The organism is Actinoplanes awajinensis subsp. mycoplanecinus, from assembly GCF_001509495.1.
Classification (GTDB): Bacteria; Actinomycetota; Actinomycetes; order Mycobacteriales; family Micromonosporaceae; genus Actinoplanes; species Actinoplanes palleronii.
This window is the reverse complement of record NZ_LLZH01000318.1, coordinates 68,392-94,554: the sequence shown is the minus strand read 5'-3', so window position 1 is coordinate 94,554 and position 26,163 is coordinate 68,392. Positions and strand designations below refer to the sequence as shown.

Here is a 26,163-nt window from a genome sequence, read left to right as displayed (position 1 = left end):
TGAGGAGGGTTCCAACCTTGAAGCAGGCTCTCGCGCGGGCGATCGGCGGTGTGGCCATGATCGGTCTGCTGGCCGTTTCGGCTGCTTGTGCTGACGATTCTTCCGGTAGCGGCGACACGGCCACGGGTTCGACCTGCGATCTCAAGATCGCATTCTTTGGCGCGCTCACCGGCGGTAACGCCCAGTTGGGTATCAACATCCGTGACGGCGCCAAGCTGGCCGTCGACCAGTACAACACCAAGAACGCCGACTGCAAGGTCGGCCTGGTCGAGAAGGACTCCGCCGGCGACCCGGCGCAGGCCTCCGGCCTCGCGACCTCGCTGGTCGCGGACACCAAGCTGCTCGGCGTGGTCGGCCCGGCCTTCTCCGGTGAGTCGAAGGTCGCCAACCCGATCCTGAGCAAGGAAGGCGTCGTGATCATCACGCCGTCGGCCACCAACCCGGCGCTGGCGACGCAGGGCGACAAGACCTTCCACCGCGGCCTCGGCAACGACGCCTCGCAGGGTCCGGGCGCCGCCAACTACATCAAGACCGTGCTCAAGGCGCAGAAGGTGTTCGTCGTCGACGACGCCTCCGAGTACGGCAAGGGCCTGGCCGACCAGGTCAAGCAGGTCCTCGGCGCGACCGTCGTCGACTCTGCCGTGGTCAAGGAGCAGCAGGTCGACTTCGGTGCGGTCATCGACCAGGTCAAGGGCTCGGCCGCGGACGCCATCTTCTGGGGCGGCTACTACCGCGAGGCGTCGCCGTTCCTGAAGCAGTACCGGGACGCGGGCGGCAAGGCCAAGTTCATCGCCGGTGACGGTGTCAAGGACCAGGCGTTCGTGGACGGCGCCGGTGCGGCCAACGCCGAGGGCGCGATCCTGACCTGCCCGTGTGTTCCGCCGGAGAAGGCCGGTGGCACCTTCGCCGCCGACTACAAGGCGGCGACCGGTCGCGAGGCCGGCACCTACAGCGCCGAGGCGTTCGACGCGGCCAACATCATGCTCGAGGGCATCAAGGCCGGTAACACCACGCGTGACAAGCTCGAGACCTTCGTCGACTCGTACCAGGGCCAGGGTGTGACGACGAAGTTCAAGTTCCAGGAGAACGGCGAGATCGACCCGGCTTCGGTTGCGGTCTGGGCCTACAAGGTCGAGGGCGGCAAGGTCGTTGCCGAGCAGGAGACCCCGAAGTAATTGACCCGCGGGGTCAACTGGATCTAAACGCTGCAGGATCGTGCGGCCGGGAAGGGCATTCCCGGCCGCACGACCTGTATCCCCGTCCCTGGAGCATCTTTTGAACTTTCAGTTCCTGGGCGACCACTTTGTGTCGCTGACCGTCACCGGGCTCACCCAGGGAGCCATTTACGCGCTGGTGGCGCTGGGGTACACCCTTGTCTATGGCGTGCTGCGGCTGATCAATTTCGCGCACTCCGAAGTTTTCATGATCGGTACGTTCGTCACCACGATCATCTGGGCCGGTCTGGGCTTCAGTGTCGGCGATGCCGCACCCGGCACCCTCGGCGTGATCGGGCTGATCGTGATCGCGATGATCGCGGCAGGTGCGGCCTCCGGCGCTACCGCGCTGGTGGTCGAGCGGGTGGCGTACCGGCCACTGCGTAAACGCAACGCCCCCAGCCTGATCTTCCTGATCAGCGCGATCGGCGCCTCGGTGGCGCTGTCCGAGGCGGTGGGTGCTCTCACCGACCGTCAACCGCGTGGCATGCCGACCCTGGTCGTGCCGAAGGTGCAGTTCTCCTTCCTGGGCGCCGACGTCACGAACCTCCAGCTCGGCATCTTCTTCAGCGCGCTGGCGATGATGATCGGCCTGGACATCTTCATCAACCGGACCCGGCTGGGCCGTGGTGTCCGCGCTGTCGCGCAGAACCCGGACGTGGCCGCGCTGATGGGGGTGAACAAGGACCGCATCATCATGCTGATCTTCATCCTGGGCGGTGCGATGGCCGGTGCCGCCGCGGTGCTCTACGACATCAAGGTCGGCCTGACCACGTACTCGGTGGGCTTCCTGCTCGGCATCAAGGCCTTCACCGCGGCGGTCCTCGGTGGCATCGGCAACCTGCGGGGCGCCCTGCTGGGCGGTCTGCTGCTGGGCGTCGTGGAGAACTACGGCGCCGGCGTCTTCGGCAATCAGTGGATGGACGTGGTCGCCTTCATGATGTTGGTCGTGGTGCTGCTGTTCCGGCCGACGGGTCTGCTGGGCGAATCCCTCGGGAGGGCCCGCGCATGAGCACGATCATGTCTTCGCTCCGGCGTGCCGACGAGGGCCGGGCACGCGCGATGACCGGACTGCGGTCCCGGTGGTCGTCGCTGCCCCGGGCCTGGCGGATCGGCGCGATCGGCGCCTTCATGGTGCTGCTGTACTCGCTGCCGGGCCTGAACATCCCGCTGATCAAGACGCCGGACACGGACTTCACCTCGGTGCTGTTCCTGTGCGCGGTGTACGTCCTGGTGGCCGTCGGGTTGAACGTGGTGATCGGCCTGGCCGGTCTGCTCGACCTCGGCTACATCGGCTTCTACGCGGTCGGCGCGTACACGGTGGCCATCCTCGGCTCACCGAACTCGCCGGTCGTGGTGAAGTTCCCGTGGATCGTCTGTGTGCCGATCGCGATCGCGGTGGCGATGCTCTCCGGGGTGCTCCTCGGCTGGCCGACACTGCGGCTGCGGGGTGACTACCTGGCCATCGTGACGCTCGGCTTCGGCGAGATCATCCGGGTGTTCGCGCTGAACTCGAACATCACGAACGGCAACCGGGGCATCAACGGCGTTCCCGTTCCGTCGGAGGCGAACTGGCCGTCGTGGATGACCTGGTTCCCGTACGTGTCGTCGGAGAAACAGATCTTCAGCGTCTCGAACGTGATCGGCTTCTACTGGCTGGCGCTGACCCTGGTGGTGCTCTGCATCCTCGGTGTCCGCCGGCTGGAGCGCAGCCGGGTCGGCCGGTCCTGGCTGGCGATCCGGGAGGACGAGGAGGCCGCCGAGGTGATGGGCGTCCCCACGTTCAAGTACAAGCTGTGGGCGTTCGCCATCGGCGCGGCGCTGGGCGGCCTGTCCGGCGCTCTGTTCTTCAGCAAGCAGACGTTCATCAACGCGCAGGGCTTCGACCTGTTCACGTCGATCCTGTGGGTGGCGGCCGTGGTCATCGGCGGCGCCGGCAACCAGCTCGGTGTGGCCGTCGGTGCGATCCTGCTGGCGTACCTCCCGGAGCGGTTCCGGGAATTCGCCGACTACCGCCTGCTGATCTTCGGTGTGGCGCTGATCGTGATGACCATCTTCCGGCCGCAGGGTCTGCTGCCCAGCCGGCGGCGGTCGGTTGAACTCGAGGATCGGGCGAAGGAGGCGAGCGTCGTTGAGTGAGCAGCTCGCGGAGCGGGAACCTCTGCTTGAGGTGGACGACGTCACCATCAAGTTCGGTGGGGTGGTAGCGCTCAACGGTGTCGACTTCACCCTGTACAAGGGGGAGATCCTCGGTCTGATCGGCCCGAACGGTGCCGGCAAGACCACGTGCTTCAACACCATCACCGGTGTGGCCCGCCCGACCACCGGCACGATCCGCTTCCGCGGTGAGAAGGTCGTCGGGAAGAAGCGGTTCCAGATCACCCGGATGGGCATCGCCCGGACGTTCCAGAACATCCGGCTGTTCCCGGAGATGACCGCGCTGGAGAACGTGCTGGTGGGCGCGGACGCCCGGCACAAGACCAGCGTGGTGGGCGCGCTCTTCCGGCTGTACCGGGTCCGGGTCAAGCCCGAGGAGCTGACCGAGGTGACCGCCACCGGCGGGATGACCCGGTTGGCTCAGCAGCTCAGCCGTACCGGTCAGAGGTTCTTCGGTCTGTCCCGGCACATCCTGGAGGAGCGGGCGGCCCGGGCCAAGGGCATGGAGTTGCTGCAGTTGGTCGGCATCGAGGGCCGGGCCGGCGAACTGGCCCGCAACCTCGCCTACGGCGAGCAGCGGCGCCTGGAGATCGCGCGGGCGCTGGCCACCGAGCCGCACCTGCTCTGCCTGGACGAGCCGGCCGCCGGCTTCAACCCGGCCGAGAAGGAGTCCCTGCTCGCGCTGATCCGCAAGATCCGCGACACCGGGGTGAGCATCCTGCTGATCGAGCACGACATGCGTCTGGTGATGGGTGTGACGGACCGGATCGTGGTCCTGGAGTTCGGCAAGAAGATCGCGGAGGGCTCGCCTTCCGAGGTGCGCGACAACCCGGCGGTCATCGCCGCCTACCTGGGGGTGCCGACCGATGCTGCTTGAGCTGAAGGACCTCACCCTGCTCTACGGGCGGATCCAGGCGCTGCACGGCATCAGCCTGACCGTCGGTGAGGGCGAGATCGTGGCCCTGATCGGCGCGAACGGCGCCGGCAAGAGCACCACGATGCGGGCGATCTCCGGGCTGCGCGCGGTGGCTCAGGGAACGATCCTCTTCGACGGCGAGGACATCACCAAGCTGCGTGCCGACCTGCGGGTGGTACGCGGTGTCTCCCAGTCACCCGAGGGCCGGGGCGTCTTCCCCGGCATGTCGGTGCGGGAGAACCTGGAGATGGGTGCGTACACCCGTCGCAACCGGGCCGAGATCGACGAGGATCTCGACCGGGTCTTCACCCTCTTCCCGCGGCTCAAGGAACGGGAGAAGCAGGCCGGCGGCACGATGTCCGGCGGCGAGCAGCAGATGCTCGCGGTCGGCCGGGCGCTGATGAGCCGGCCCAAGCTGCTGCTGCTCGACGAGCCCTCGATGGGTCTCGCGCCGATGCTGATCCAGCAGATCTTCGACATCATCGTCGAGATCAACCAGCAGGGCACCACGGTGCTGCTGGTGGAGCAGAACGCGCAGCAGGCCCTGTCCCGGGCACACCGGGCGTACGTTCTGGAGACCGGCCGGATCGTCAAGGAAGGCACCGGCCAGGAGCTCCTGCACGACCCCGCGGTCAAGGACGCGTACCTCGGCGTCGCCTGATTCTCCCTGGTAACCCCTCCTCCTTTTGTCACCCCTTAGGAGTACCCATGTTCCGCATCACCCCCGGCCGGCGGGCGATCCTCGGCGCGGCCGTCGCGGCGGCGCTGACCGTGTCGCTGTCCGCTTGTGGCAAGGAGTCCGACACCACGAGCAACACCGGTGCGGCGCCGAGCGCGGCTGCTGACACCTCGCTGGCCGACAAGGTTCCGGCCGACATCAAGGCCGGCGGCAAGCTGGTCATCGGCGTCGACTCGACCTACGCGCCGAACGAGTTCATCGACACCGACGGCAAGACCGTCGTCGGCTTCGACGTGGACCTGTTCGACGCGGTCGGCCAGAAGCTGGGCCTGACCACCGAGTGGCAGAGCGCGACGTTCGACAGCATCATCCCGGGCGTCAGCACCGGCAAGTACAACGTCGGCGTCTCGTCCTTCACGATCAACGCGGACCGGATGAAGGAGGTCAACATGGTCTCCTACTTCTCGGCGGGCACCCAGTGGGCCGCCAAGACCGGCGCCACGATCAGCCCGGACGACGCCTGTGGCAAGAAGATCGCGGTGCAGACCGCGACCGTGCAGGCCGACGACATCGCGGCGCGCTCGAAGAAGTGCACCGAGGCCGGCAAGGCGAAGATCACCGTCGACCAGTACCAGAAGCAGTCGGACGCCACCAACGCCGTGGTGACCGGCAAGGACGAGGCCATGCTGGCCGACTCCCCGATCGTGGCGTACGCGGTGAAGCAGACCAGCGGTCAGCTCGCCCTGCTCGGCGACATCTACGACTCCGCCCCGTACGGCTACGCGGTGGACAAGAAGCAGACCGAGTTCGCCGGCCTCCTCGCCGAGGCGGTCAAGGCGCTGATCACCGACGGCACCTACAAGACGATCCTCGACAAGTGGGGTGTCGCCGCCGGTGCGATCGACGCGCCCGCGGTGAACCCGGCAGCTTGATCGCCGTCCGGGTATGACACAACCGACACAGACCGAGCGGGCACGGCCGGAAGCAATCAAGGCCGTGCCCGTCCGGCACCCCGGCAGGTGGGTGGCGATCGCCGTTCTCGCGGTGCTCGGCGCGATGTTCCTGCACCTGATCTTCACGAACTCCGGCTTCCGCTGGTCGTTCATCTTCCTCGAGTACGCCGAGGGCAAGCGCGGCGTGATGTTCACCGAGCCGGTCCTGGAGGGCCTGCGCGGGACCATCCTGCTCACGCTGTTCTCGATGGTGATCGGCATCGTGCTGGGCGTCATCATCGCGATCATGCGGCTCTCGCCGAACAAGGTGCTCTCCTCGGTGGCCTGGGCGTACACCTGGTTCTTCCGGGCCGTGCCGCGCCTGGTGCTGGCGATCATCTTCGGTAACCTCAACATCCTCTGGACGAGGATCGGTTTTGGATTGCCGTTCGATAAACAGATCGGCGCCCTGTTCGGCATCGACAACTTCGACGGCCAGATCTTCAGCATCCGGTCGACCGACCTGCTCGCCGGTTTCGTGGCCGGCATGATCGCGCTGGGCCTCTCCGAGGCGGCCTACATGGCCGAGATCGTCCGGGCCGGCATCCAGTCGATCGACGAGGGTCAGTCCGAGGCGGCCGTGGCCCTGGGCATGTCCCGCAGCCAGGTGCTGCGCCGGGTGGTGCTGCCGCAGGCGATGCGGGTGATCGTGCCGCCGACCGGCAACGAGGTCATCGCGATGGTCAAGGACACCTCCCTGGTGGCCTACGTCCCGGTCACCACCGAGCTGTTCTTCCAGCTCCAACAGGTGCAGGCCCGCACGTTCGTGGTGCTGCCCTGCCTGGTGGCCGCGCTGATCTGGTATCTGATCATCTGCAGCGTGCTGATGGTGGTCCAGCACTTCGTGGAACGGCACTTCGGCAAGGGGTACGGTGCGGCCGGCAAGGCCCGGCAGCGGCTCCGTGCCATCCAGGTCGAGCAGGGTGGGCGGGTCACCCCGACCGACACCGGGGAGGGGACACCGTGACCGAAATGGTCCGTGCCGAGAACGTGCACAAGTCCTTCGGCTCGCTCGAGGTGCTCAAGGGCGTCGACCTGACCGTGCCGGAGGGCGGGGTGAGCTGCGTGCTCGGCCCGTCCGGCTCCGGCAAGTCGACGTTCCTGCGCTGCATCAACCACCTGGAGAAGCTCAACGCCGGCCGGATCCTGGTCGACGGTGATCTGGTCGGGTACCGCGAGCGCGGCGGCAAGCTCCACGAGATGAGCGAGCGGGACGTCGCCAAGCAGCGCCAGTCGATCGGCATGGTGTTCCAGCGGTTCAACCTCTTCCCGCACATGACGGTGCTGGACAACGTCATGGAGGCGCCCAGCCGCGTCAAGCGGGAGAACAAGGGCGAGGTGCGGGAACGGGCGCGGGCGCTGCTCGACCGGGTCGGCCTGGCCGAGAAGATGAGCAACTACCCGGGCCAGCTCTCCGGTGGGCAGCAGCAGCGGGTGGCGATCGCCCGGGCCCTGGCCATGCGGCCCAAGGTGATGCTCTTCGACGAGCCCACCAGCGCGCTCGACCCGGAACTGGTCGGCGAGGTGCTCGAGGTGATGAAGGGCCTGGCCCGGGACGGGATGACGATGATCGTGGTGACCCACGAGATCGGCTTCGCCCGGGAGGTGGCGGACGAGGTGGTCTTCATGGACGGCGGTGTCGTCGTCGAGAAGGGTTCGCCCAGCGAGATCATCGCGAATCCGCAGCAGGAACGCACCAAGGCATTCCTCAGCAAAGTGCTGTGAAGCGGGCGGGGTGGTCGGCGTTTCTGTCGTACGGCGCGACTAGAGTTCCTGGACGTGAGCGACGACGTTACGACCCCCCGCCTGCTGCTGCTCGACGGCCACTCGTTGGCGTACCGGGCGTATTTCGCGCTGCCCGTGGACAACTTCTCCACCCACACCGGTCAGGCGACGAACGCGGTGTTCGGCTTCACGTCGATGCTCATCAACATGCTGCGCGACGAGAAGCCGACGCACATCGTGGTCGCGTTCGACGTCTCCCGGCACTCCTTCCGCACCGACAAGTACGCGGATTACAAGGCCACCCGCTCGGAGAGCCCGCAGCCGTTCCAGGGTCAGGTCAGCCTGATCAAGGAGGTGCTGGAGGCGCTGCGCATCCCGGTGGTGGAGAAGCCCGGCTACGAGGCCGACGACGTCATCGCCACCCTGGCCACCCAGGCCCGCGAGGGTGGGATGGACGTGCTGATCTCCAGCGGTGACCGGGACGCGTTCCAGCTGGCCACCGACAAGGTCACCATCCTCTACCCGGGCCGGGGCGTCTCCGACGTCCGCCGGATGACGCCGGCGGCGATCGAGGAGAAGTATTTTGTGCCCCCGTCGCGGTACCGCGACAAGGCCGCCCTGGTCGGCGAGACCAGCGACAACCTGACCGGTGTGCCCGGCGTCGGCGACAAGACCGCGGCCAAGTGGATCAATGAGTACGGCGGGCTGGACGGTGTCGTCGCCCAGGCCGACAAGATCAAGGGCAAGGCCGGCGAGAGCCTGCGTGCCCACCTCGCCGAGGTGCTGCGCAACTACGACCTCAACGCGCTGGTCTGCGACCTGGAGCTGCCGCTGCGGCCGGAGGACGCCCGCTGGGCCGGGTGGGACCGCGAGGCGGTGCACCAGCTCTTCGACGCGCTGGAGTTCCGGGTGCTGCGCGAGCGGCTCTATTCGTACCTCGAGGCGGTCGAGCCCGAGGCCGAGTCCGGTTTCGACCTGGAGGCTCAGGTCCTGCCGACCGGCGGGGTGGCCGCCTGGCTGACCGAGCACGCGGCCGCGGCGCCGGTCGGCGTCGCCGTCACCGGCACGTTCGGTCGTGGCACCGGCCAGGTCAGCGGCATCGCGGTGGCCACCGGTGGCGGCCCGGCCGCCTGGTTCGACCCGGCCGCGCTGGACGAGACCGACGAGCGCGCCGTCGCGGCCTGGCTCGCCGACCCGGCCCGGCCCAAGGTGATCCACGACGCCAAGCCGACCCTGCTCGCCTTCCGCGCGCACGGCTGGACGCTCGCCGGCGTCACCACCGACACCGCCCTCGCGGCCTATCTCGCCAAACCCGACCAGCGGGGCTACGACCTGACCGACCTCGCCCTGCGCTATCTCAAGCGCGAGCTGAAGGTCGACGCGCCGGACGACGGCCAGCTCACCCTCTCCTTCGAGGGCGTCGACGAGGACACCGCGGCCGAGGAGAGCGTGATGCTGCGCGCCCGGGCCACCCTGGACCTGGCCGACGTGCTGATCGCCGAGCTGTCCCAGGACGGCGGCGAGTCGCAGCGCCTGCTCGCCGAGCTGGAGCAGCCGCTGTCGGTGGTGCTGGCCGAGATGGAGAGCCAGGGCATCGCCGCCGACACCGACTACCTCTCCGAGCTCGAGTCGAATTTCGCCGCCGAGGTGAAATCGGCCCAGCAGGGTGCGCACGAGGTGGTCGGCCGGGAGTTCAACCTGGGCTCGCCCAAGCAGCTCCAGGAGATCCTCTTCGTCGAGCGCGGGCTGCCCAAGACCAAGAAGATCAAGTCCGGGTACACCACCGACGCGGACGCGCTGCAGAAGCTGTTCACCGACACCGGCGACCCGGTGCTGGCCCACCTGCTGCGCCACCGCGACGTCGCCAAGCTCAAGTCGACGGTGGACGGCCTGCTCAAGTCGACCTCCGACGACGGGCGGATCCACACCACGTTCAACCAGACGGTGGCCGCCACCGGCCGGCTGTCGTCCACCGACCCGAACCTGCAGAACATCCCGATCCGCACCGAGGAGGGCCGGCGGATCCGCCGGGCCTTCGTGGTCGGCGCCGGGTTCGAGCAGCTGATGACGGCCGACTACAGCCAGATCGAGATGCGGATCATGGCGCACCTCTCCGAGGACGTGGCGCTGATCGAGGCGTTCAACTCCGGCGAGGACTTCCATGCCGTCACCGCGTCGTCGGTCTTCCACGTGCCGCTCGGCGAGGTCAACGCCGACCAGCGCCGCAAGATCAAGGCGATGAACTACGGCCTGGCCTACGGGTTGAGCGCGTTCGGCCTGTCGAACCAGCTCACCATCTCCACCACCGAGGCGAACGCGCTGATGGAGGAGTATTTCCTGCGCTTCGGCGGCGTGCGGGACTACCTCCAGACGGTGGTCAACCAGGCGACCAAGGACGGGTACACCGCGACCGTCCTCGGCCGCCGGCGCTACCTCCCCGACCTGACCAGCGACAACCGGCAGCGGCAGGAGATGGCCAAGCGGATGGCGCTGAACGCGCCGATCCAGGGCTCCGCGGCCGACATCATGAAGCTCGCGATGCTGAAGGTGGACGCGGCGCTGACCTCGTCCGGCCTGACCTCCCGGATGCTGCTGCAGGTGCACGACGAGCTGGTCTTCGAGGTGGCGCCGGGGGAGAAGGAGCCGCTGGAGGAGCTGGTCCGCCGGGAGATGGGCGAGGCCTATCCGCTCGCCGTCCCGCTGGAGGTCTCGGTCGGCACCGGCCGCGACTGGAACGGCGCCGACCACTGACCCGCCGCACCGCCGCGCGCTGACCCGCGACCACCGCCGGGCCCGCGCCCGGCGGTGGCCCGACCGGGTGACGGTTGGCGGGGTTTTGGGGTCGTTCGGGCGTCTCGACGCTCTTTCGGGCACCCCGGGGCCTTCGTGACTTGCTCAGATCTGCGAGGCTGGACCGATGTCGAGCCGATCGATGTCGATGGAGCAGACCATGAATCCGTCCGCTCCGCCGCTGTCCTCCGAAAAAGCCCGGTTCGGCGGCCCGCCGCTGTCGCCACTCTCCTCGGCGGGTGTCGGCCTCGAGGCCGTTCCGGTCGACGGGATCGGGCTGGGCACGGCGCCGTTGGAGGCGTCCAGCGCCAGCACCTTCGCCGCGATGTTCAAGGCGCTCGGCGACCCGGTCCGGCTCCGGCTGCTCTCGATGATCGCGTCCGCGCCGGACGGTGAGATCTGCGTCTGCGACCTGAGCAGCGCGTTCCACCTGACCGGCCCGACCATCTCGCACCACCTGCGGATCCTGCGCGAGGCCGGTCTGGTGGACAGCGACCGGCGCGGCACCTGGGTCTACTACCGCGCCGTCCCGGCCACGCTGATCCTGCTGGCGAGCCTGCTGAACACCACGCCCTGGCCCCCTGGCCAGCGCTGATCCCGCGCCGCGCCGAGCAAGGTCGGCGACCGGACGGGGTCAGCGGGCCGGCAGGTCGCTGACGAAGATGGCGGTGCCGGGGAAGAGCCGGCCGCGCAGCGGGCTCCACTGCCCCCAGGTCTCCTCGTGACCCTCCGGCCACTCCGGCTCGACCAGGTCACGGAGCACGAAGCCGGCCGCCACCAGCTCCCGGATCCGGTCGCCGACGGTGCGGTGCTGCTCCAGGTAGCTGACCCGGCCCCGGTCGTCCCGCTCGACGTAGGGCGACCGGTCGAAGTAGGAGTTCCGGGCCAGCAGGCCGCTCTCGTCCGGCTCGTCCCAGAAGACCCAGCGCATCGGGTGGGTGACCGAGAACACCCAGCTGCCGCCGGGCCGCAGCACCCGGGCCACCTCACGCATGGCGGCGGCCGAGTCGGCCACGAACGGGATCGCGCCGAAGGCCGTGCAGACGATGTCGAACGCGTCGTCGCGGAACGGCAGCGCGAGCGCGTCCGACTGGACCAGCGGCACGCGCACGCGGCTGCGGGTGGCCGCGTCGCGGGCGTGCTTCAGCATGCCCGCGGAGAGGTCCTGTGCGACCACGTGGGCGCCCTGCCGGTCCAGCCACCGGGCTCCGGCCGCGGCGCCGGCTCCGACCTCCAGGACCCGCTTTCCGCGTACGTCGCCGAGCAGCCGGGCATCCGCCTCCCGGAGTCGCTCCGGGCACCAGACGAAATCCACGTCGCCGAGGAAGGCGCCGTGCTCGTCCTGATACTCGTCGGCGTCGAGATCCCACCAGGCGCGGTTGGCGTGGCGCGTCTCATCCTCGGTCACCCGGGGGTGCGCGGACGGCTCTTTTTTGGGGATCTCGATCACCCGGCAACGGTACGGCAGGCGTGTCAGGCGTCCCTATTCGGCATAAAACAGTCATGCTGACGGGTTGTTGCCTAACAATGTGCCTCGGTACTCAGGAGGGCTTGCAACCTGTGGTAATGCGCACGGTAAGCTAGTCGATGCGCTCGCGGAACGTGTGCCTCGGCAGGGAGCAGGTTCCGTGGCCGCCGGTCTCGACATGATCGACTGGCAATGATCAAACTGCTTCTCTGGGGTTGGGTCGTCTCGTTCGTGTTACACCGGCGGCAGTTCCGCTGAGTGCGAGAGACACCACAAATCCATCCGTTCGGAGCAACTGTCCACATGACGAGCAGCATCGAGGCCACCTCGAGCGCCAACCGTGTCACCGTCGACGACCTCGGCTCTGAGGAAGCTTTCCTCGCAGCCATCGACGAGACCATCAAGTACTTCAACGACGGCGACATTGTCGAGGGCACCGTCGTCAAGGTCGATCGGGACGAGGTCCTGCTCGACATCGGCTACAAGACCGAGGGCGTCATCCCCTCGCGCGAGTTGTCGATCAAGCACGACGTGGACCCCGCGGAAGTGGTGTCGGTCGGTGACCACATCGAAGCCCTCGTCCTCACCAAGGAGGACAAGGAAGGCCGCCTGATCCTCTCGAAGAAGCGCGCTCAGTACGAGCGGGCTTGGGGCACGATCGAGAAGATCAAGGAAGACGACGGTGTCGTCCGCGGTTCGGTCATCGAGGTCGTCAAGGGTGGTCTCATCCTGGACATCGGCCTCCGTGGCTTCCTTCCGGCCTCGCTGGTCGAGATGCGGCGCGTCCGTGACCTGCAGCCCTACGTCGGCCGCGAGCTCGAGGCGAAGATCATCGAGCTGGACAAGAACCGCAACAACGTGGTTCTGTCCCGCCGCGCCTGGCTCGAGCAGACGCAGTCCGAGGTTCGCACCGAGTTCCTCAACAAGCTGCAGAAGGGCCAGGTCCGCAAGGGCGTCGTGTCCTCCATCGTCAACTTCGGTGCCTTCGTGGACCTGGGCGGCGTCGACGGCCTGGTGCACGTCTCCGAGCTGTCGTGGAAGCACATCGACCACCCCTCCGAGGTCGTCGAGGTCGGCCAGGAGGTCGAGGTCGAGGTCCTGGACGTCGACCTGGACCGCGAGCGCGTCTCGCTGTCGCTGAAGGCGACCCAGGAAGACCCGTGGCGCCAGTTCGCCCGGACCCACGCGATCAACCAGATCGTGCCGGGCAAGGTCACCAAGCTGGTTCCGTTCGGCGCCTTCGTCCGCGTGGACGACGGCATCGAGGGTCTGGTGCACATCTCCGAGCTGGCCGAGCGGCACGTCGAGCTGCCCGAGCAGGTCGTCCAGGTGGGCTCCGACGTCCTCGTCAAGGTCATCGACATCGACCTTGAGCGTCGCCGGATCTCGCTGTCGCTCAAGCAGGCCAACGAGGGCTTCGTCGAGGGTGAAGAGCACTTCGACCCGACCCTCTACGGCATGGCCGCGACGTACGACGCCGAGGGTAACTACATTTACCCGGAGGGCTTCGACCCCGAGACGGGCGAGTGGCTCGAGGGCTTCGACAAGCAGCGCGAGACGTGGGAGAAGCAGTACGCCGACGCCCGCGAGCGCTGGGAGGCCCACACCAAGCAGGTGCAGGCGTCCCGCGACGCCGACGCCGAGGCTGCGCTCAACCCGGCTCCGGTCGGTGGCGTGACCACGTCGTCCTCGTCCTCCTCGTCGAGCTCGTCGGCCCCGACGCGCTCTGCCGAGGAGCCCGCGGGCACGCTGGCCACCGACGAGGCTCTCGCCGCCCTGCGCGAGAAGCTGGCCGGCGGCAAGAGCTGACCCACCCGGTTGCTCCGGTGAGAATGCTCCGGTAACAACGTGAAGGGCCGTCCCGACTCCGGTCGGGGCGGTCTTTTCGCATCCCGGGGCGCCCGGTTTTCCGCCACGCGCTCTTCGCCGAGTCGTGACCGGTCCTCGCCGCGCCGTCCGGTCGCCGGACCGGGATACTGATCCCATGCTGATGGTCGGTCTCACGGGTGGCATCGGCGCCGGCAAGAGCGCCGTTTCGGCACGGCTCGCGGAGCGCGGCGCGGTGATCATCGACGCCGACCGGCTGGCCCGCGAGGTGGTCGAGCCGGGCACCGACGGGCTCGCCGAGATCGTCGCCGAGTTCGGCGCGGGTGTGCTGACCGCGGACGGCGCGCTGGACCGTCCGGCGCTGGGGACGAAGGTCTTCGGCGACGAACAGGCCCGCCGCCGCCTCGAACGGATCATCCACCCCCGGGTCCGGGCGCGCACCGCCGAACTGGTCCGGGCCGCACCGCCCGACGCGATCGTGGTCAATGACGTGCCGCTGCTGGTGGAGACCGGGCTGGCGCCGACGTACCAGATGGTGATTGTGGTGGCGGCGGACCGGGACGTGCGGATCCAGCGGTTGATCCGCGATCGTGGCATGTCGGCGGCGGAGGCCGCCGCCCGGATCGGCGCGCAGGCCGACGACGCCGCCCGGAAGGCCGCGGCCGACGTGGTCCTGCCCAACGAGGAGGACCTCGCGGCGCTGCACGCCCGGGTCGATGAGTTGTGGCGTGATCGGCTTGTCGACTTCGAGCGCAACGTGCGCCTGCGGACCGCCGCACGCAAGGCCCCTGAGCTGTGCATCGTGCCGCCGGACCCGGATTGGGCGCCGTCCGCCGCGCGGTTGATCGCCCGCCTCCGGCAGCACCTCGGCTCCGCCGACGTGCACCACATCGGATCGACCGCGGTGCCAGGTCTGCCGGCCAAGGACATCATCGATTTGATGCTTTCGGTACGGACGTTGGACGCCGCCGACGCGCTCACCGAGCGGCTCGCCGCGGCCGGGTTCCCGGCTCGGCGGGGGGAGTGGGCGGACAACGCGCGCCGGCTGCCGGGGCACACCTGGCCGAAGCGGATGTACGGCTCGGCCGATCCGGGACGGCCGGTGATCCTGCACGTGCGGGTGGCCGGGTCGCCGGGGTGGCGGTTCGCGCTGCTGATGCGCGACCACCTGCGCGCGGTGCCGGCGGCCCGGGACGCGTACGCGGCGGCGAAGGCGTCGCTGGCGCTGCGGTTCGCGGATCGTGCGGGGTATGCGGCGGCGAAGGAGCCGTGGTTCGACGAGGAGGCGCGGGCGGCTGACGACTGGGCGCTCAGCACGGGGTGGCAGCCGCCGGAGCTCGTGTCGGGTTGAGCGGTTGCTAGCGGCTTGGTTTTGCGGCGCTCGCGGCTTGGTTTTGCGGCGCTCGCGGCTTGGCTCGCGGCTTGGTTTTGCGGCGCTCGCGGCGGCCGGTCGGGCTCTCGCACGACCCCCTCGGGTGCGCTCGCCGGGTGCCGGGGCGCATCGACCGTGGTGCGGCACGGCTGGATCGATGGGTGATCCTCTGGCCGTGCTCATCGGCCGCCGCGAGCGGCCTACCCGCCCAGGGTAGGTGGCGCGGGAAAGGCCCGACAATGCCGCGTGACGGGGCCGAATGTGCACCACCCGCACGCGGTGGTCCAAGGCCGGTTCGGCGGCTTCGGCGAGCGCGGCGAAAAGTTGTCGGACCCCCGACGTACGGTGGTGGGCATGGCGCTCGACATCCCACGACTCGACAATCGCTTCGAGGTCATCAGCGACTACCAACCCGCCGGTGACCAGCCCGCGGCGATCGATGAGCTGGAGCGGCGGGTCCGTGCCGGCGACCGGCACACCGTCCTGCTCGGCGCCACCGGCACCGGCAAGAGCGCGACCACCGCCTGGCTGATCGAGCGGCTGCAACGCCCCGCGCTGGTGATCGCGCCGAACAAGACTCTCTGCGCCCAGCTCGCCAAGGAGTTCCGCGAGCTGCTGCCGAACAACGCCGTCGAATACTTCGTCAGTTACTACGACTATTACCAGCCCGAGGCCTATATCGCCCAGACCGACACCTACATCGAGAAGGACTCCTCGGTCAACGAGGAGGTGGAGCGGCTGCGGCACTCGGCGACCATGTCGCTGCTCACCCGGCGCGACACGATCGTGGTCGCCACGGTCAGCGCGATCTACGGCCTCGGCACCCCCCAGGAATACATCGAACGCGCCGTCAAGGTGAAGGTCGGCGGCGAGGTCGACCGGGACAAGCTGCTGCGCCGGCTCGTCGACATCCAGTACACCCGCAACGACGTGGCCTTCCAGCGCGGCACGTTCCGGGTCCGGGGCGACACCCTGGAGATCATCCCGGCGTACGAGGAGTTGGCCGTCCGGGTCGAGCTCTTCGGCGACGAGGTGGAGAAGCTGTACTACCTGCACCCGCTCACCGGCGAGGTGGTCCGCGAGGTCGACGAGCTGATCATCTTCCCGGCGACGCACTACGTGGCCGGTCCGGAGCGGATGGAGCGGGCGATCCGCGACATCGAGGCCGAGCTGGCCGAGCGGCTGGCCGAGCTGGAGCGGCAGGGCAAGCTGCTCGAGGCGCAGCGGCTGCGGATGCGCACGACGTATGACATCGAGATGATGCGCCAGGTCGGCTTCTGCAACGGCATCGAGAACTATTCGATGCACATGGACGGGCGGGGGCCCGGCGATCCGGCGTACACGCTGATCGACTACTTCCCGGACGACTTCGTCACGGTCATCGACGAGTCGCACGTCACGATCCCGCAGATCGGCGGGATGTATGAGGGCGACGCCTCCCGCAAGCGCATCCTCATCGAGCACGGCTTCCGGTTGCCGAGCGCCGCCGACAACCGGCCGCTGCGGTTCGACGAGTTCCTGGACCGGGTCGGCCAGATGGTCTTCCTCTCCGCGACGCCGGGCAACTGGGAGATGGAGCAGGCTCAGGGCGAGTTCGTCGAGCAGGTGATCCGGCCGACCGGCCTGGTCGACCCGCAGGTGGTGGTCAAGCCGACAAAGGGCCAGATCGACGACCTGATGTATGAGATCAAGCTCCGGACCGACAAGGACGAGCGCGTCCTGGTCACCACGCTGACCAAGAAGATGTCCGAGGACCTCACCGACTACCTGCTGGAGAACGGCATCCGGGTGCGCTATCTGCACTCCGAGGTGGACACGCTGCGCCGGGTCGAGCTGCTCAAGGAGCTGCGCAAGGGCGACTACGACGTCCTGGTCGGCATCAACCTGCTGCGGGAGGGTCTCGACCTGCCCGAGGTGTCGCTGGTGGCCATCCTCGACGCCGACAAGGAGGGCTTCCTGCGCAGTGGCCGATCGCTGATCCAGACCATCGGCCGGGCCGCCCGTAACGTCTCCGGCGAGGTCCACATGTACGCCGACAAGATCACTCCGTCGATGCGCCTGGCCATCGACGAGACGGACCGCCGCCGCGAGAAGCAGATCGCCCACAACGAGGCGAACGGCATCCAGCCCCAGGCGCTGCGCAAGAAGATCCACGACATCCTCGACGACATCTACCGCGAGGCCGAGGACACCGACTCGACGGTCTCCGGCTCGATGGTCGGCGGCGGCGGCCGCCAGATGTCCCGCGGCAAGGCCCCGGTCCCGGAGACCCGCTCGAAGGCCCGCGGTTCGGCCGGCCCGGCCCGCGAGGGCATGGCCCGCGCCGAGCTGGCCCAGCTCATCCAGGACCTCAGCGACCAGATGCTGGGCGCGGCGCGCGAGCTCCAGTTCGAGCTGGCCGCCCGGATCCGCGACGAGGTCAAGGAACTGAAGAAGGAACTAAGAGGAATGGACATGACCGGCGTGAAGTAACCGCCCGGCCCGGCTCCGGCGGTGCGGCCTGGCTCCGGCGGTGCGGTCTGGCTCCGGCGGTGCGGTCTGGCTCCGGTGGTGCGGCCTGGCTCCGGCGTTGGCGGTGCGGTCTGGCTCCGGCCGTGCGGGGTCGGGTCGGTCGGTCAGCCCGGCTGGGGTGCTGGTCGTCCGCTGGCCGCCGGACGGCGCGGGATGTGCCCGCCGGTTCGGCCGTCGGCCCGGTGCCCGGGTGGGTCAGGCGGGGCCGGGGCGGAAGCGGGCTCGGCGTCCGCGGTGGGCGAAGCCCAGTCGTCGATAGAGCGCCGCTGCCGTGGGATTGTCGACGTTGACGTTGAGCCAGACGTCGTGGTGGCCGTCGGCGGCCATCCGGGTCAGCGACTCCCGGATCAGGGCCGTGCCCACACCGGCGAGCCGTGCCCCGGGCGCCACCCCGACCTGATCGATCCAGCCCTCCGCGGCCGTCACGAACCCGAGATCGGTGCCGGCGCCGAGCCCGTCGGCCGCAGACCGGACGGCGAGCAGCGACCACCGGGGACGGAAACCGTCCTCCTCCGCCGTCTCGGCGATCCACTGCTCCGCGGGCCAGCCGGGGAAGCCCGGACGGTCCCGGAACGCGGCCGCATAGACGGCGTGGAACCGTCCCGCGGTGGCCGAACTCCACTCCAGCACCGAGACCCCGGCCGGCCACACCGCAGGCGGCAGCGGGCCGGCGGACAGGTCGGCCCGCATCACCTCCTCCGCGAAGATCTGCCGCAGCCCCCGCGAGGCGAAGAGCGCCGCGGCCCCCGGCGTCAGCCCCTCGGTCTCCACACTCACCAGCCCACGCCCATCGGCCCCAGCCCCGGCCGCGGACCCGGAGCCGACACCGACGCCTGAGCTGGCGCTGGGGGAGGAGCCGGACGCTGCGGCCAGGGCCAGATCCAGAAGGCGCCCGCCCCAGCCCCTGCCGCGCGCTGCCGGTTCGACGAGCCCGGTGACGATCGCTCTCGTGTCCCGGTCCGGGGCGGGGCGCACTGCCGCTGCTCCGAGCAGCCGACCGTCGCCGTCGCGGGCGACAAAAAGCTGTCCTCCCTCGGCTGACCAGCGGCTTCGCAAGAAATCCGGATCCACGGCGAGGGGCATGCCGCCGTCGTGCTCCCAGCATCGATGCGCCAGCGCCACGAGTTCGCCCTCATCGAGCCGACCTGCGCCGACCCACACCTGGCCGGACCAGCCGCCGCCCGGCGGATGGATGGACGTCATCCTGCCAGCCTAGAGAGCGGCCGAAAAGGTCGTTCAGGAGCGACTGCCGGGCGGCCACAAGAAGCGCTGCGGGAGTGAGCAAAAGCGGTCAGAAGGCCCACTGGGCGAGGGGCAGCTGTTCGGCAGGTGGGCCGCTGAGCGAGGGGCCGCCGGACGGCAGCCGGGCCGCTGAGTGAGGGGCAGCTGTTCGGCAGGTGGGCCGCTGGGTGAGCGGCAGCCAGGTGGCCGCCGGGCCGCTGGGTGAGCGGCAGCATGCCGCGGACAGCGACCCACCAGCAACCAGAGAGGCCCCGGCCGGGATCAGACGGCGAAGAAGTCGTGGTCGGCGTCCGGGCGGCCGTCCGGGGCCGGTACGTCGGTGAAGAACTCCGCCACCGGCGGCTGAGCGAGGGCCCCGGCGATCAGCGCCCGCCACTGGGCGAACCGCTCGGTACGCCGGAAGTTGTGCTCCTGCGCCTCCATCGACTCCCAGCTGACCAGCAGCGCATACCGCGGCGACACGTCGGTGGACCGTTTGAGCCGGACGCCGTGGCAGCCCTGCGCGCCGGCGATGACCGGGCGGGCCAGCTGGTAGGCGGAGATGAAGTCGTTCTCTCGGCCGGGTAAGACGTCGATAAGCGTCACTTCGAGGAGCATGCCCGCAAGCGTCCCATACGCACCAGATGGCGCAACGGCGAGTGTAAGGCGGAGGAAGCGCCGGCAGGAGTTACGTGGCGGTAGTCGCCCCACTGAGTGGTTTGGAGAGCGAGCCCCGCCACTCCTGGCCTCCCGATGTGTCGATCGGGGCCCGGATGCGCAACAATGGGCGACGTGGGAGGGGAGTATTCCCCCGCTCCGGTGTCGTCAACACGGAACACTCGGCTGGGTGACCAGCTGGGGAAGCCCGGGGCCGGAGGTCGCGTCACAGTGCGCGGCGGAAGAGACCTCCGACAGTCGCACGTCGCTGCTCCTTTTCGATCTCTCGCGAGGGCGCAGCGACGACTCGTGTCTGCCGGAGGATGATTGTGAACATCTCAGCCTGGGTCTGGATCGCCACACTGGTGGCGCTGGTGGCCGTGCTCGCCGTCGATCTGTTGATCATCGGGCGCCGGCCGCATGAGCCCACCATGAAGGAAGCCGGCGGCTGGGTCGCGTTCTACGTCGGGCTCGCGCTGCTCTTCGGAGTGGGTGTCTGGGCCGTCGCCGGCGGGCAGTATGCCGGGGAGTTCTACACCGGCTGGCTCACCGAATATTCGTTGAGTGTCGACAACCTCTTCGTCTTCGTGATCATCATGGGCCGGTTCGCGGTCCCGCGCCGGTTCCAGCAGAAGGTGTTGCTGATCGGCATCGTGCTCGCGCTGCTCATGCGGGGCGCGTTCATCGCGGCCGGCGCGGCGCTGATCACGCAGTTCTCCTGGGTCTTCTACATCTTCGGCGCGTTCCTGGTCTACACCGCGATCACGCTGGTCAAGGGTGGGGAGAACGACGAGGAGGACTTCAAGGAGAACCTGCTGATCCGCTGGGCGAAGCGGGCGCTGCCGATCTCCTCCTCGTTCGCCGAGGGCCAGTTCCGGGTGGTCACCTCGACCGGCAAGCGGCTCTTCACCCCGATGCTGATCGTGATGATCGCGATCGGCACCACCGACCTGATCTTCGCGCTCGACTCGATCCCGGCGATCTTCGGCATCACCAAGGAGCCGTACCTGGTCTTCACCGCGAACGTCTTCGCGCTGATGGGCCTGCGCCAGCTCTTCTTCCTGCTCGGCGGCCTGTTGGAACGCCTGGTCTACCTGAACATCGGTCTCGCCTTCGTGCTCGCCTTCATCGGCGTGAAGCTCTTCCTCGAGGCGCTGCACACCAACAACCTGTCGTTCATCAACGGCGGTGACGGTCTGCACTGGGCGCCGGAGATCCCGATCTGGCTGTCGCTCCTGGTGATCCTCGGCACGCTCGGCATCGCCACCGTCGCCAGCCTGGCCAAATCCGCCCGGGACCGCAAAAAAGAACTGATCTCCGCAGAACAATAAAAACCCTTTTCGGGTACGACGTGAGCACGCAGGCCCGGGCGACCGATGTCGCCCGGGCCGCTGCCTGTCCACCACCCGCCCCACCGCCCCACCCCGGCTGAGCGCCGAAAGCGGAAGCAGCGGACCCGCGCCCTGCCCCGGCTGAGCGCCGAAAAGCAGAAGCAGCGGCCCGCCCCGGGCCCGCCCCGGCGCCGGAAAGCCGGCCGCAGCCGCGCCCCGGGAAAACAGAACGCCCCCGCCGGACCCGGCGAGGGCGTTCAGGTGACGCTGATTACTGGTTCTTACGACGCGAGGCGGCGCGCCCGCGGGCGTTCTGGTCGAGAACGACCTTGCGGATGCGGACGGTGGCGGCGGTGACCTCGACGCACTCGTCCTCGCGGCAGAACTCCAGGGACTGCTCCAGCGACAGCCGACGCGGCGGGATCACCTTCTCGGTGTTGTCGGCGCTCGCCGCCCGCATGTTCGTGAGCTTCTTCTCCTTGGTGATGTTGACGTCCATGTCGTCCTCGCGCGAGTTCTCGCCGACGATCATGCCCTCGTACACCTCGGTGGTCGGCTCGACGAAGAGCTGACCGCGCTCCTGCAGGTTGATCATCGCGAACGGGGTGACCACACCGGACCGGTCGGCGACCAGGGAGCCGTTCTGGCGGGTCCGGAGCTCGCCGAACCACGGCTCGTGGTCCTCGTACAGGTGGTGCATGATGCCGGTGCCGCGGGTCTCGGTGAGGAACTCGGTGCGGAAGCCGATCAGGCCACGTGCCGGGACCAGCCACTCCATCCGGAGCCAGCCGGTGCCGTGGTTGGTCAGCTGCTCCATCCGGCCCTTGCGGGTGGCGAGCAGGGTGGTGATGGCGCCCATGTACTCGTCGGGCGAGTCGATGGTGAGCCGCTCGACCGGCTCGTGGATCTTGCCGTCGATGACCTTAGTGACCACCTGGGGCTTGCCGACGGTCAGCTCGAAGGCCTCGCGGCGCATCTGCTCGACCAGGATGGCGAGGGCCAGCTCACCACGGCCCTGCACCTCCCAGGCGTCCGGGCGCTCGGTGTTCAGGACGCGGAGCGAGACGTTACCGATCAGCTCCTTGTCCAGACGGTCCTTGACCATCCGGGCGGTGACCTTGGAGCCCTTGACCTTGCCGACCAGCGGCGAGGTGTTGGTGCCGATGACCATCGAGATGGCCGGCTCGTCGACAGTGATCAGCGGCAGCGGGACCGGGTTCTCGGCGTCGGCGAGGGTCTCGCCGATCATGATCTCCGCGATGCCGGCGACGGCCATGATGTCGCCGGGGCCGGCCTTCTCGGCCGACTTGCGCTCCAGGCCCTCGGTGATCAGCAGCTCGGAGATGCGGACGTTGGAGACCGTGCCGTCGGTCTTGCACCAGGCGACGGTCTGGCCCTTGCGGATCCAGCCCTCGCGCACCCGGCAGAGCGCCAGGCGGCCGAGGAACGGCGACGCGTCGAGGTTGACGACGTGCGCCTGGAGCGGGGCGCCCTCGGTGTAGGTCGGGGCCGGGATGGTGTTGAGGATCGTGCTGAACAGCGGCTCGAGGTCGTCGCTGTCTTCCGGGACCGAGCCGTCCTTCGGCTGGTTCAGGGTGGCGATGCCGTCACGGGCGCAAGCGTAGATGATCGGGAACTCGATCTGCTCCTCGTCGGCGTCCAGGTCGAAGAAGAGCGCGTACGTCTCGTCCACGACCTCCTTGATCCGGGCGTCCGGCCGGTCCACCTTGTTGATCACCAGGATGATCGGCAGCTTGGCGTGCAGCGCCTTGCGGAGCACGAAGCGGGTCTGCGGCAGCGGTCCCTCGGACGCGTCCACCAGCAGCACGACGCCGTCGACCATGGTCAGGCCGCGCTCCACCTCGCCGCCGAAGTCGGCGTGGCCCGGGGTGTCGATGATGTTGATGACGACCGGCTCGCCCTCGGCCGGCTTGTAGCTGATCGCGGTGTTCTTGGCGAGAATGGTGATGCCCTTTTCCCGCTCCAGGTCCATGGAGTCCATGGCACGTTCGGCCATCTCTCCACGCGCGTGGGACTGACCGCCCTGTCGGAGCATGGCGTCGACCAGGGTGGTTTTGCCATGGTCGACGTGAGCGATGATGGCGACATTGCGGAGGTCGGTGCGGGTCTGCATGAACCCCATTGTCCCCGGTTCAGGTTGCCGTTCGTGACACGGGGTCAAGTCCCGAACCTTGGGTTCTTTTGGGCGATTTGCCGGTCGCTGCCGCGAGATCGTCGGCTGTTAGCGTTCCTCATCGATATATGCACGGGGGAAGGGCTTCATCGATGAAGGTTCGTTTGCTCGCGGTAGCGACAGCAATGCTGATGGTGACCGCGGGATGTGGTCTCCTCGGCAGTGGTGATGACGACACGTCGTCGGGCTCGGCGCCGGTGGCGGTGACGGCGGCCGACTCGCCGGAGCCGGAGGAGTCGCCGACTCCGGAGGAGACCGAGGAGGAGTCGCCCAGGCCGAAGCCGAAGCCGTCGAAGACCACGACGTCGAAGAAGCCGACGGTGAAGGCCACGCCGACCGAGGATCCGTTCAACCGCCAGCTGCCCGACTGTGCCAAGTACGTCGGCAAGGCGGTCTCCTTCGCCAAGGCGAAGGCGGCGCTGAACGCGGCCGCGGCGAAGGTCTACTGGCCGATCAACGCACCGAAACTCAAGGTGCCGGCCGAGCTGGTCCGGGTGGTCGCCTGGCACGAGAGCGGCTGGGTGTCGAACATCCAGAACTGTGACGGCGGGTACGGCCTCATGCAGGTCATGCCGGACACCGAGGAATTCATCAACGGCCGGTTCACCAAGTCCTACGACGCCGGCGACTACCGGCAGAACGCCATCCTGGGCGCCAACTACCTGGCCTGGCTGACCAAGTACTTCGGGGAGAACTTCTTCAAGGACGACTACAGCCTGAGCACGTCGAAGTGCAAGACGGACGCCTCGCCCTGCCTGCTGAACATGGTGATCGACGGCTACAACATGGGCGCCGGTTCCACCGAGACGGCGTTCAAGGACGGCAAGAAGTTGTCCAACCCCGAGTACGTCGCCCTGATCCGGGCGAACATGCGCGACTGCGACTGCGACCGGTACTGAGCCCGGGGCGGTCCGGGGCGGTCCCGGGCTGCGAGCTACACTGGTTCCGGACCCGAGACCCCGCTTACCAGCCGTTTTGACCGTGTAGTCAACGCGGTAGTAAGGTCTCGGGGTTGTCGTGTGTCGTTGATGCTGGCGAGCTGCGTTGTCTCGGCCCGCAGCTCACCCTAAGGAGCCTTACCCGATGCCTCCCAAGAAGAAGACCCATGAGGTAACCCTCGCGCTTGAGGCGGGTAACGCCGCGATGGTCGACCTCGGTAAGATGCTCGGCCCGACCGGCGCCAACATGCGCGCCGTCAAGGTCGAGTACGACGAGGCCACGTCGAAGAACCGGGGCGAGATCATCCCGGTCATCGTGAGTGTCTACGAGGACCGCAGCCACACGCTGGTCTACAAGACGCCGCCGACCAGCTTCCTGATCCGCAAGGCTCTGGGCATCCAGTCGGGCGCATCCAACCCGCTGACCCAGCACGTCGGCACGCTCAGTGTCACGCAGGTCAAGGAGATCGCGGAGCGCAAGATGCCCGACCTCAACGCGAACGACATGGACGCCGCGATTCAGATCGTCAGCGGCACCGCGCGTTCGATGGGTGTCAAGGTTTCTTCCTGACCTCTCATGCGTGCGAACGGCCCTGGACCTGACGGTCCGGGGCCGTTCCCCGTTCCGGGACGTCCCGGTCACCGCGCCTTGGGCGTGACGACCTCGTCGAGCAGGCCGTACTCCAGGGCTTCGGCGGCGCTCAGGGTGCGCCCGGCGGAGAGGTCGTCCTCCACCCGGCTGCGCGGCCGGCCGGTCAGCTCGGCCAGCCGCACCACGATCTCCTCCAGCTCCCGCAGGTGCTGCCCGGCCGCGGCGGCCACCTCGTCGGCGGTGCCGGTCACCCCGGCGGCCCGTGGCTCGGTGAGCCGGAACCGGGCGTGCCGATAGGCGGCCCGGCGGTCGGTGGCCGACAACACGGCCAGGGCGGCGCCGCCGGCCTCCGAGGTGACGAGCGAGTGCACCGGGGAGACCAGCGCGTCGATCACGTCGACCACCGCGAGCGCGGCGCTCAGATCGCCGCCCGGGCAGGCCACGTGCACCTGGATCGGCGCCGTACCGGCCGCGTCCAGGGTGAGCAGCGCGGCCGAGATGCCGGTCGCCAGGTCGCTGGTGAGCTGGCCGCGCAGCATCACGATGCGCTGGTCGAAGAGTCGTTCCTCGAGCCAGCCGGGGAAGGCCGGCCCGCCGGGCGGCAGGTCGAACGGCTGCTGCGGCTGGTGCGGCGGGAAACCCCACCGCGACGGATCATGTCTGAGGTTCACGGAGCGCCTCCACGTTCACCGGTGGGCTTTCGCCAGCGTACGCGGGAGTCTTTCGCCTCGGCGCCGCCTGGGGCACATCGGAAACCTACCGATAACCGTGAGCCGCTAGGGTCCCGGCATGTCCGGACCTCGCCGCCGATCGGCGCTGCTGGCGCGCCTGGCGGACCGGCCGGCGGGCAGCGCCCAGAGCGCGATCGTGGACGATCTGCGGGCGATCATCCTGCACGGTGAGGTGCCGCCCGGCTCGGCGATCCCGGTCGACGCGGTCGCCGCCGCGTTCGGGGTCAGCCGGATCCCGGTGCGTGAGGCGCTGATGACCCTGATCGGCGAGGGCCTCGTCGACCACCGGCCGAACGGCGGCTACCGGGTGGCCATGATGACCGCCCGGGAGTTCGGTCAGATCTATCTGGTCCGGGAGGCGCTCGAGTCGGCGGCGCTGCGCGCTGCGGTGGCCGGGGCCACCCCCGAGGACGATCGGCAGGCGCGGTCCGCTCTTCGGTCGCTGGACGCGGCGAGCGAGGCCGATGACGGGGGTACGTCGTACCACCGGGAGAGCCGGCGGTTCCACCTGGCGCTGATCGGCCCGTGCCGGATGCGCCGCCTGCTGCACATGCTCGAGGCGGCGTGGAACATGACCGAGCCGTTGCGCCCGATGTCCCACCTGACCGCCGGCGACCGGGAGCTGCTGCACTCGGACCACGCCGGGATGCTCGCCGCGTTCCTGCGCCGGGACCCGGAGGGGCTCGCCCGGGCCTGCGCCGACCACCATCACCGGCTGCAGGGCTTCATCTCCACGCTGCCCCAGCACACCGGACTTTTCGCCGAGGGTGACTGATTTCACATCATCCACAGTGTGGGAGCCGAGGCCGGTTCGCGGGACCGGGGCGCCGCGATGGGAGCGCTCCTGA

22 protein-coding genes and 1 pseudogene are annotated in these 26,163 nt (G+C 68.8%); 17 read left to right on the top strand and 6 right to left on the bottom strand.

Going from position 1 to position 26,163, the window contains the following annotated elements:
• Positions 1–17 precede the first annotated feature (17 nt).
• From ADL15_RS41930 to ADL15_RS53635, 10 genes are all read left to right on the top strand, one after another.
• Positions 18–1,175, top strand: a complete 1,158-nt coding sequence (locus ADL15_RS41930) for a branched-chain amino acid ABC transporter substrate-binding protein (protein ID WP_067704324.1) — start codon at positions 18–20, stop codon at positions 1,173–1,175.
• Between the two features lie 100 nt (positions 1,176–1,275).
• Entirely contained in the window at positions 1,276–2,226 is a 951-nt protein-coding gene (locus ADL15_RS41925; protein WP_067704319.1) for a branched-chain amino acid ABC transporter permease, read from the top strand.
• A gap of 8 nt (positions 2,227–2,234) precedes the next feature.
• Positions 2,235–3,353: a branched-chain amino acid ABC transporter permease gene (locus ADL15_RS41920; RefSeq protein ID WP_067704898.1), complete on the top strand. Its 1,119-nt coding sequence runs from the start codon at positions 2,235–2,237 to the stop codon at positions 3,351–3,353.
• Complete coding sequence (locus tag ADL15_RS41915) at positions 3,346–4,248, top strand: ABC transporter ATP-binding protein (protein WP_157441952.1); 903 nt, start codon at positions 3,346–3,348, stop codon at positions 4,246–4,248. The genes ADL15_RS41920 and ADL15_RS41915 overlap by 8 nt, the downstream gene beginning before the upstream one ends.
• A complete protein-coding gene (locus ADL15_RS41910; RefSeq protein WP_067704315.1) occupies positions 4,238–4,948 on the top strand; it encodes an ABC transporter ATP-binding protein in 711 nt (236 codons plus the stop codon). Before ADL15_RS41915 ends, ADL15_RS41910 begins: the two co-directional genes overlap by 11 nt.
• 47 nt (positions 4,949–4,995) lie before the next feature.
• On the top strand, positions 4,996–5,898 hold the full coding sequence (locus ADL15_RS41905) for an ABC transporter substrate-binding protein (protein ID WP_067704312.1): 903 nt from the start codon (positions 4,996–4,998) through the stop codon (positions 5,896–5,898).
• 13 nt (positions 5,899–5,911) lie between these two features.
• On the top strand, positions 5,912–6,925 hold the full coding sequence (locus ADL15_RS41900) for an amino acid ABC transporter permease (protein ID WP_067704310.1): 1,014 nt from the start codon (positions 5,912–5,914) through the stop codon (positions 6,923–6,925).
• A 5-nt stretch (positions 6,926–6,930) separates the two neighbouring features.
• Positions 6,931–7,683: an amino acid ABC transporter ATP-binding protein gene (locus ADL15_RS41895; RefSeq protein WP_067704307.1), complete on the top strand. Its 753-nt coding sequence runs from the start codon at positions 6,931–6,933 to the stop codon at positions 7,681–7,683.
• A 54-nt stretch (positions 7,684–7,737) separates the two neighbouring features.
• A complete protein-coding gene (gene polA, locus ADL15_RS41890) occupies positions 7,738–10,434 on the top strand; it encodes a DNA polymerase I (RefSeq protein ID WP_067704304.1) in 2,697 nt (898 codons plus the stop codon).
• Between the two features lie 256 nt (positions 10,435–10,690).
• Positions 10,691–11,068 (top strand): ArsR/SmtB family transcription factor, encoded by a 378-nt coding sequence (locus ADL15_RS53635; RefSeq protein ID WP_067704888.1) that lies wholly within the window; start codon positions 10,691–10,693, stop codon positions 11,066–11,068.
• 39 nt (positions 11,069–11,107) lie between these two features.
• Here the strand turns inward: ADL15_RS53635 and ADL15_RS41880 are convergent, their stop codons facing one another.
• Positions 11,108–11,923 carry a class I SAM-dependent methyltransferase gene (locus ADL15_RS41880; protein ID WP_067704301.1) on the bottom strand — a complete coding sequence of 272 codons (816 nt, stop codon included), beginning with the start codon at positions 11,921–11,923 and terminating at the stop codon, positions 11,108–11,110.
• 321 nt (positions 11,924–12,244) lie between these two features.
• On the opposite strand from ADL15_RS41880, the gene rpsA reads away from it, so the two are divergent.
• The 3 genes from rpsA (at position 12,245) to uvrB (ending at position 17,612) form a co-directional block, all read left to right on the top strand.
• Entirely contained in the window at positions 12,245–13,750 is a 1,506-nt protein-coding gene (gene rpsA / locus ADL15_RS41875; RefSeq protein WP_067704299.1) for a 30S ribosomal protein S1, read from the top strand.
• Positions 13,751–13,925: 175 nt separating this feature from the next.
• Positions 13,926–15,119: a dephospho-CoA kinase gene (gene coaE, locus ADL15_RS41870; protein WP_067704296.1), complete on the top strand. Its 1,194-nt coding sequence runs from the start codon at positions 13,926–13,928 to the stop codon at positions 15,117–15,119.
• A 375-nt stretch (positions 15,120–15,494) separates the two neighbouring features.
• Positions 15,495–17,612: an excinuclease ABC subunit UvrB gene (gene uvrB / locus ADL15_RS41865; RefSeq protein WP_067704886.1), complete on the top strand. Its 2,118-nt coding sequence runs from the start codon at positions 15,495–15,497 to the stop codon at positions 17,610–17,612.
• 234 nt (positions 17,613–17,846) lie between these two features.
• On the opposite strand, the gene ADL15_RS56095 is transcribed toward uvrB, so the two are convergent.
• From ADL15_RS56095 to ADL15_RS41855, 3 genes and pseudogenes are all read right to left on the bottom strand, one after another.
• Positions 17,847–18,428 carry a GNAT family N-acetyltransferase gene (locus ADL15_RS56095; protein ID WP_067704293.1) on the bottom strand — a complete coding sequence of 194 codons (582 nt, stop codon included), beginning with the start codon at positions 18,426–18,428 and terminating at the stop codon, positions 17,847–17,849.
• Positions 18,429–18,524: 96 nt separating this feature from the next.
• Positions 18,525–18,734 (bottom strand): annotated as a pseudogene (locus tag ADL15_RS57245) (GNAT family N-acetyltransferase); the annotation flags it as partial.
• Between the two features lie 420 nt (positions 18,735–19,154).
• Positions 19,155–19,490 carry an antibiotic biosynthesis monooxygenase family protein gene (locus ADL15_RS41855; protein ID WP_067704285.1) on the bottom strand — a complete coding sequence of 112 codons (336 nt, stop codon included), beginning with the start codon at positions 19,488–19,490 and terminating at the stop codon, positions 19,155–19,157.
• A gap of 374 nt (positions 19,491–19,864) precedes the next feature.
• On the opposite strand from ADL15_RS41855, the gene ADL15_RS41850 reads away from it, so the two are divergent.
• Positions 19,865–20,860, top strand: a complete 996-nt coding sequence (locus ADL15_RS41850; RefSeq protein WP_394326988.1) for a TerC family protein — start codon at positions 19,865–19,867, stop codon at positions 20,858–20,860.
• Positions 20,861–21,131: 271 nt separating this feature from the next.
• Here ADL15_RS41850 and typA read toward each other — a convergent pair whose 3' ends face one another.
• Positions 21,132–22,994, bottom strand: a complete 1,863-nt coding sequence (typA, locus tag ADL15_RS41845) for a translational GTPase TypA (RefSeq protein ID WP_067704884.1) — start codon at positions 22,992–22,994, stop codon at positions 21,132–21,134.
• 152 nt (positions 22,995–23,146) lie between these two features.
• On the opposite strand from typA, the gene ADL15_RS41840 reads away from it, so the two are divergent.
• The gene (locus ADL15_RS41840; protein WP_067704274.1) at positions 23,147–23,953 is read left to right on the top strand and encodes a transglycosylase SLT domain-containing protein; all 807 of its coding nucleotides are present in this window, start codon (positions 23,147–23,149) and stop codon (positions 23,951–23,953) included.
• 184 nt (positions 23,954–24,137) lie between these two features.
• The gene (locus ADL15_RS41835) at positions 24,138–24,563 is read left to right on the top strand and encodes an uL11 family ribosomal protein (protein ID WP_067704271.1); all 426 of its coding nucleotides are present in this window, start codon (positions 24,138–24,140) and stop codon (positions 24,561–24,563) included.
• Between the two features lie 68 nt (positions 24,564–24,631).
• On the opposite strand, the gene ADL15_RS41830 is transcribed toward ADL15_RS41835, so the two are convergent.
• Positions 24,632–25,255 carry an ATP-dependent Clp protease proteolytic subunit gene (locus ADL15_RS41830; protein ID WP_067704268.1) on the bottom strand — a complete coding sequence of 208 codons (624 nt, stop codon included), beginning with the start codon at positions 25,253–25,255 and terminating at the stop codon, positions 24,632–24,634.
• 118 nt (positions 25,256–25,373) lie between these two features.
• Between ADL15_RS41830 and ADL15_RS41825 the strand changes: the two genes are divergently transcribed.
• Positions 25,374–26,090: a GntR family transcriptional regulator gene (locus tag ADL15_RS41825; protein WP_067704265.1), complete on the top strand. Its 717-nt coding sequence runs from the start codon at positions 25,374–25,376 to the stop codon at positions 26,088–26,090.
• Positions 26,091–26,163: the final 73 nt, after the last annotated feature.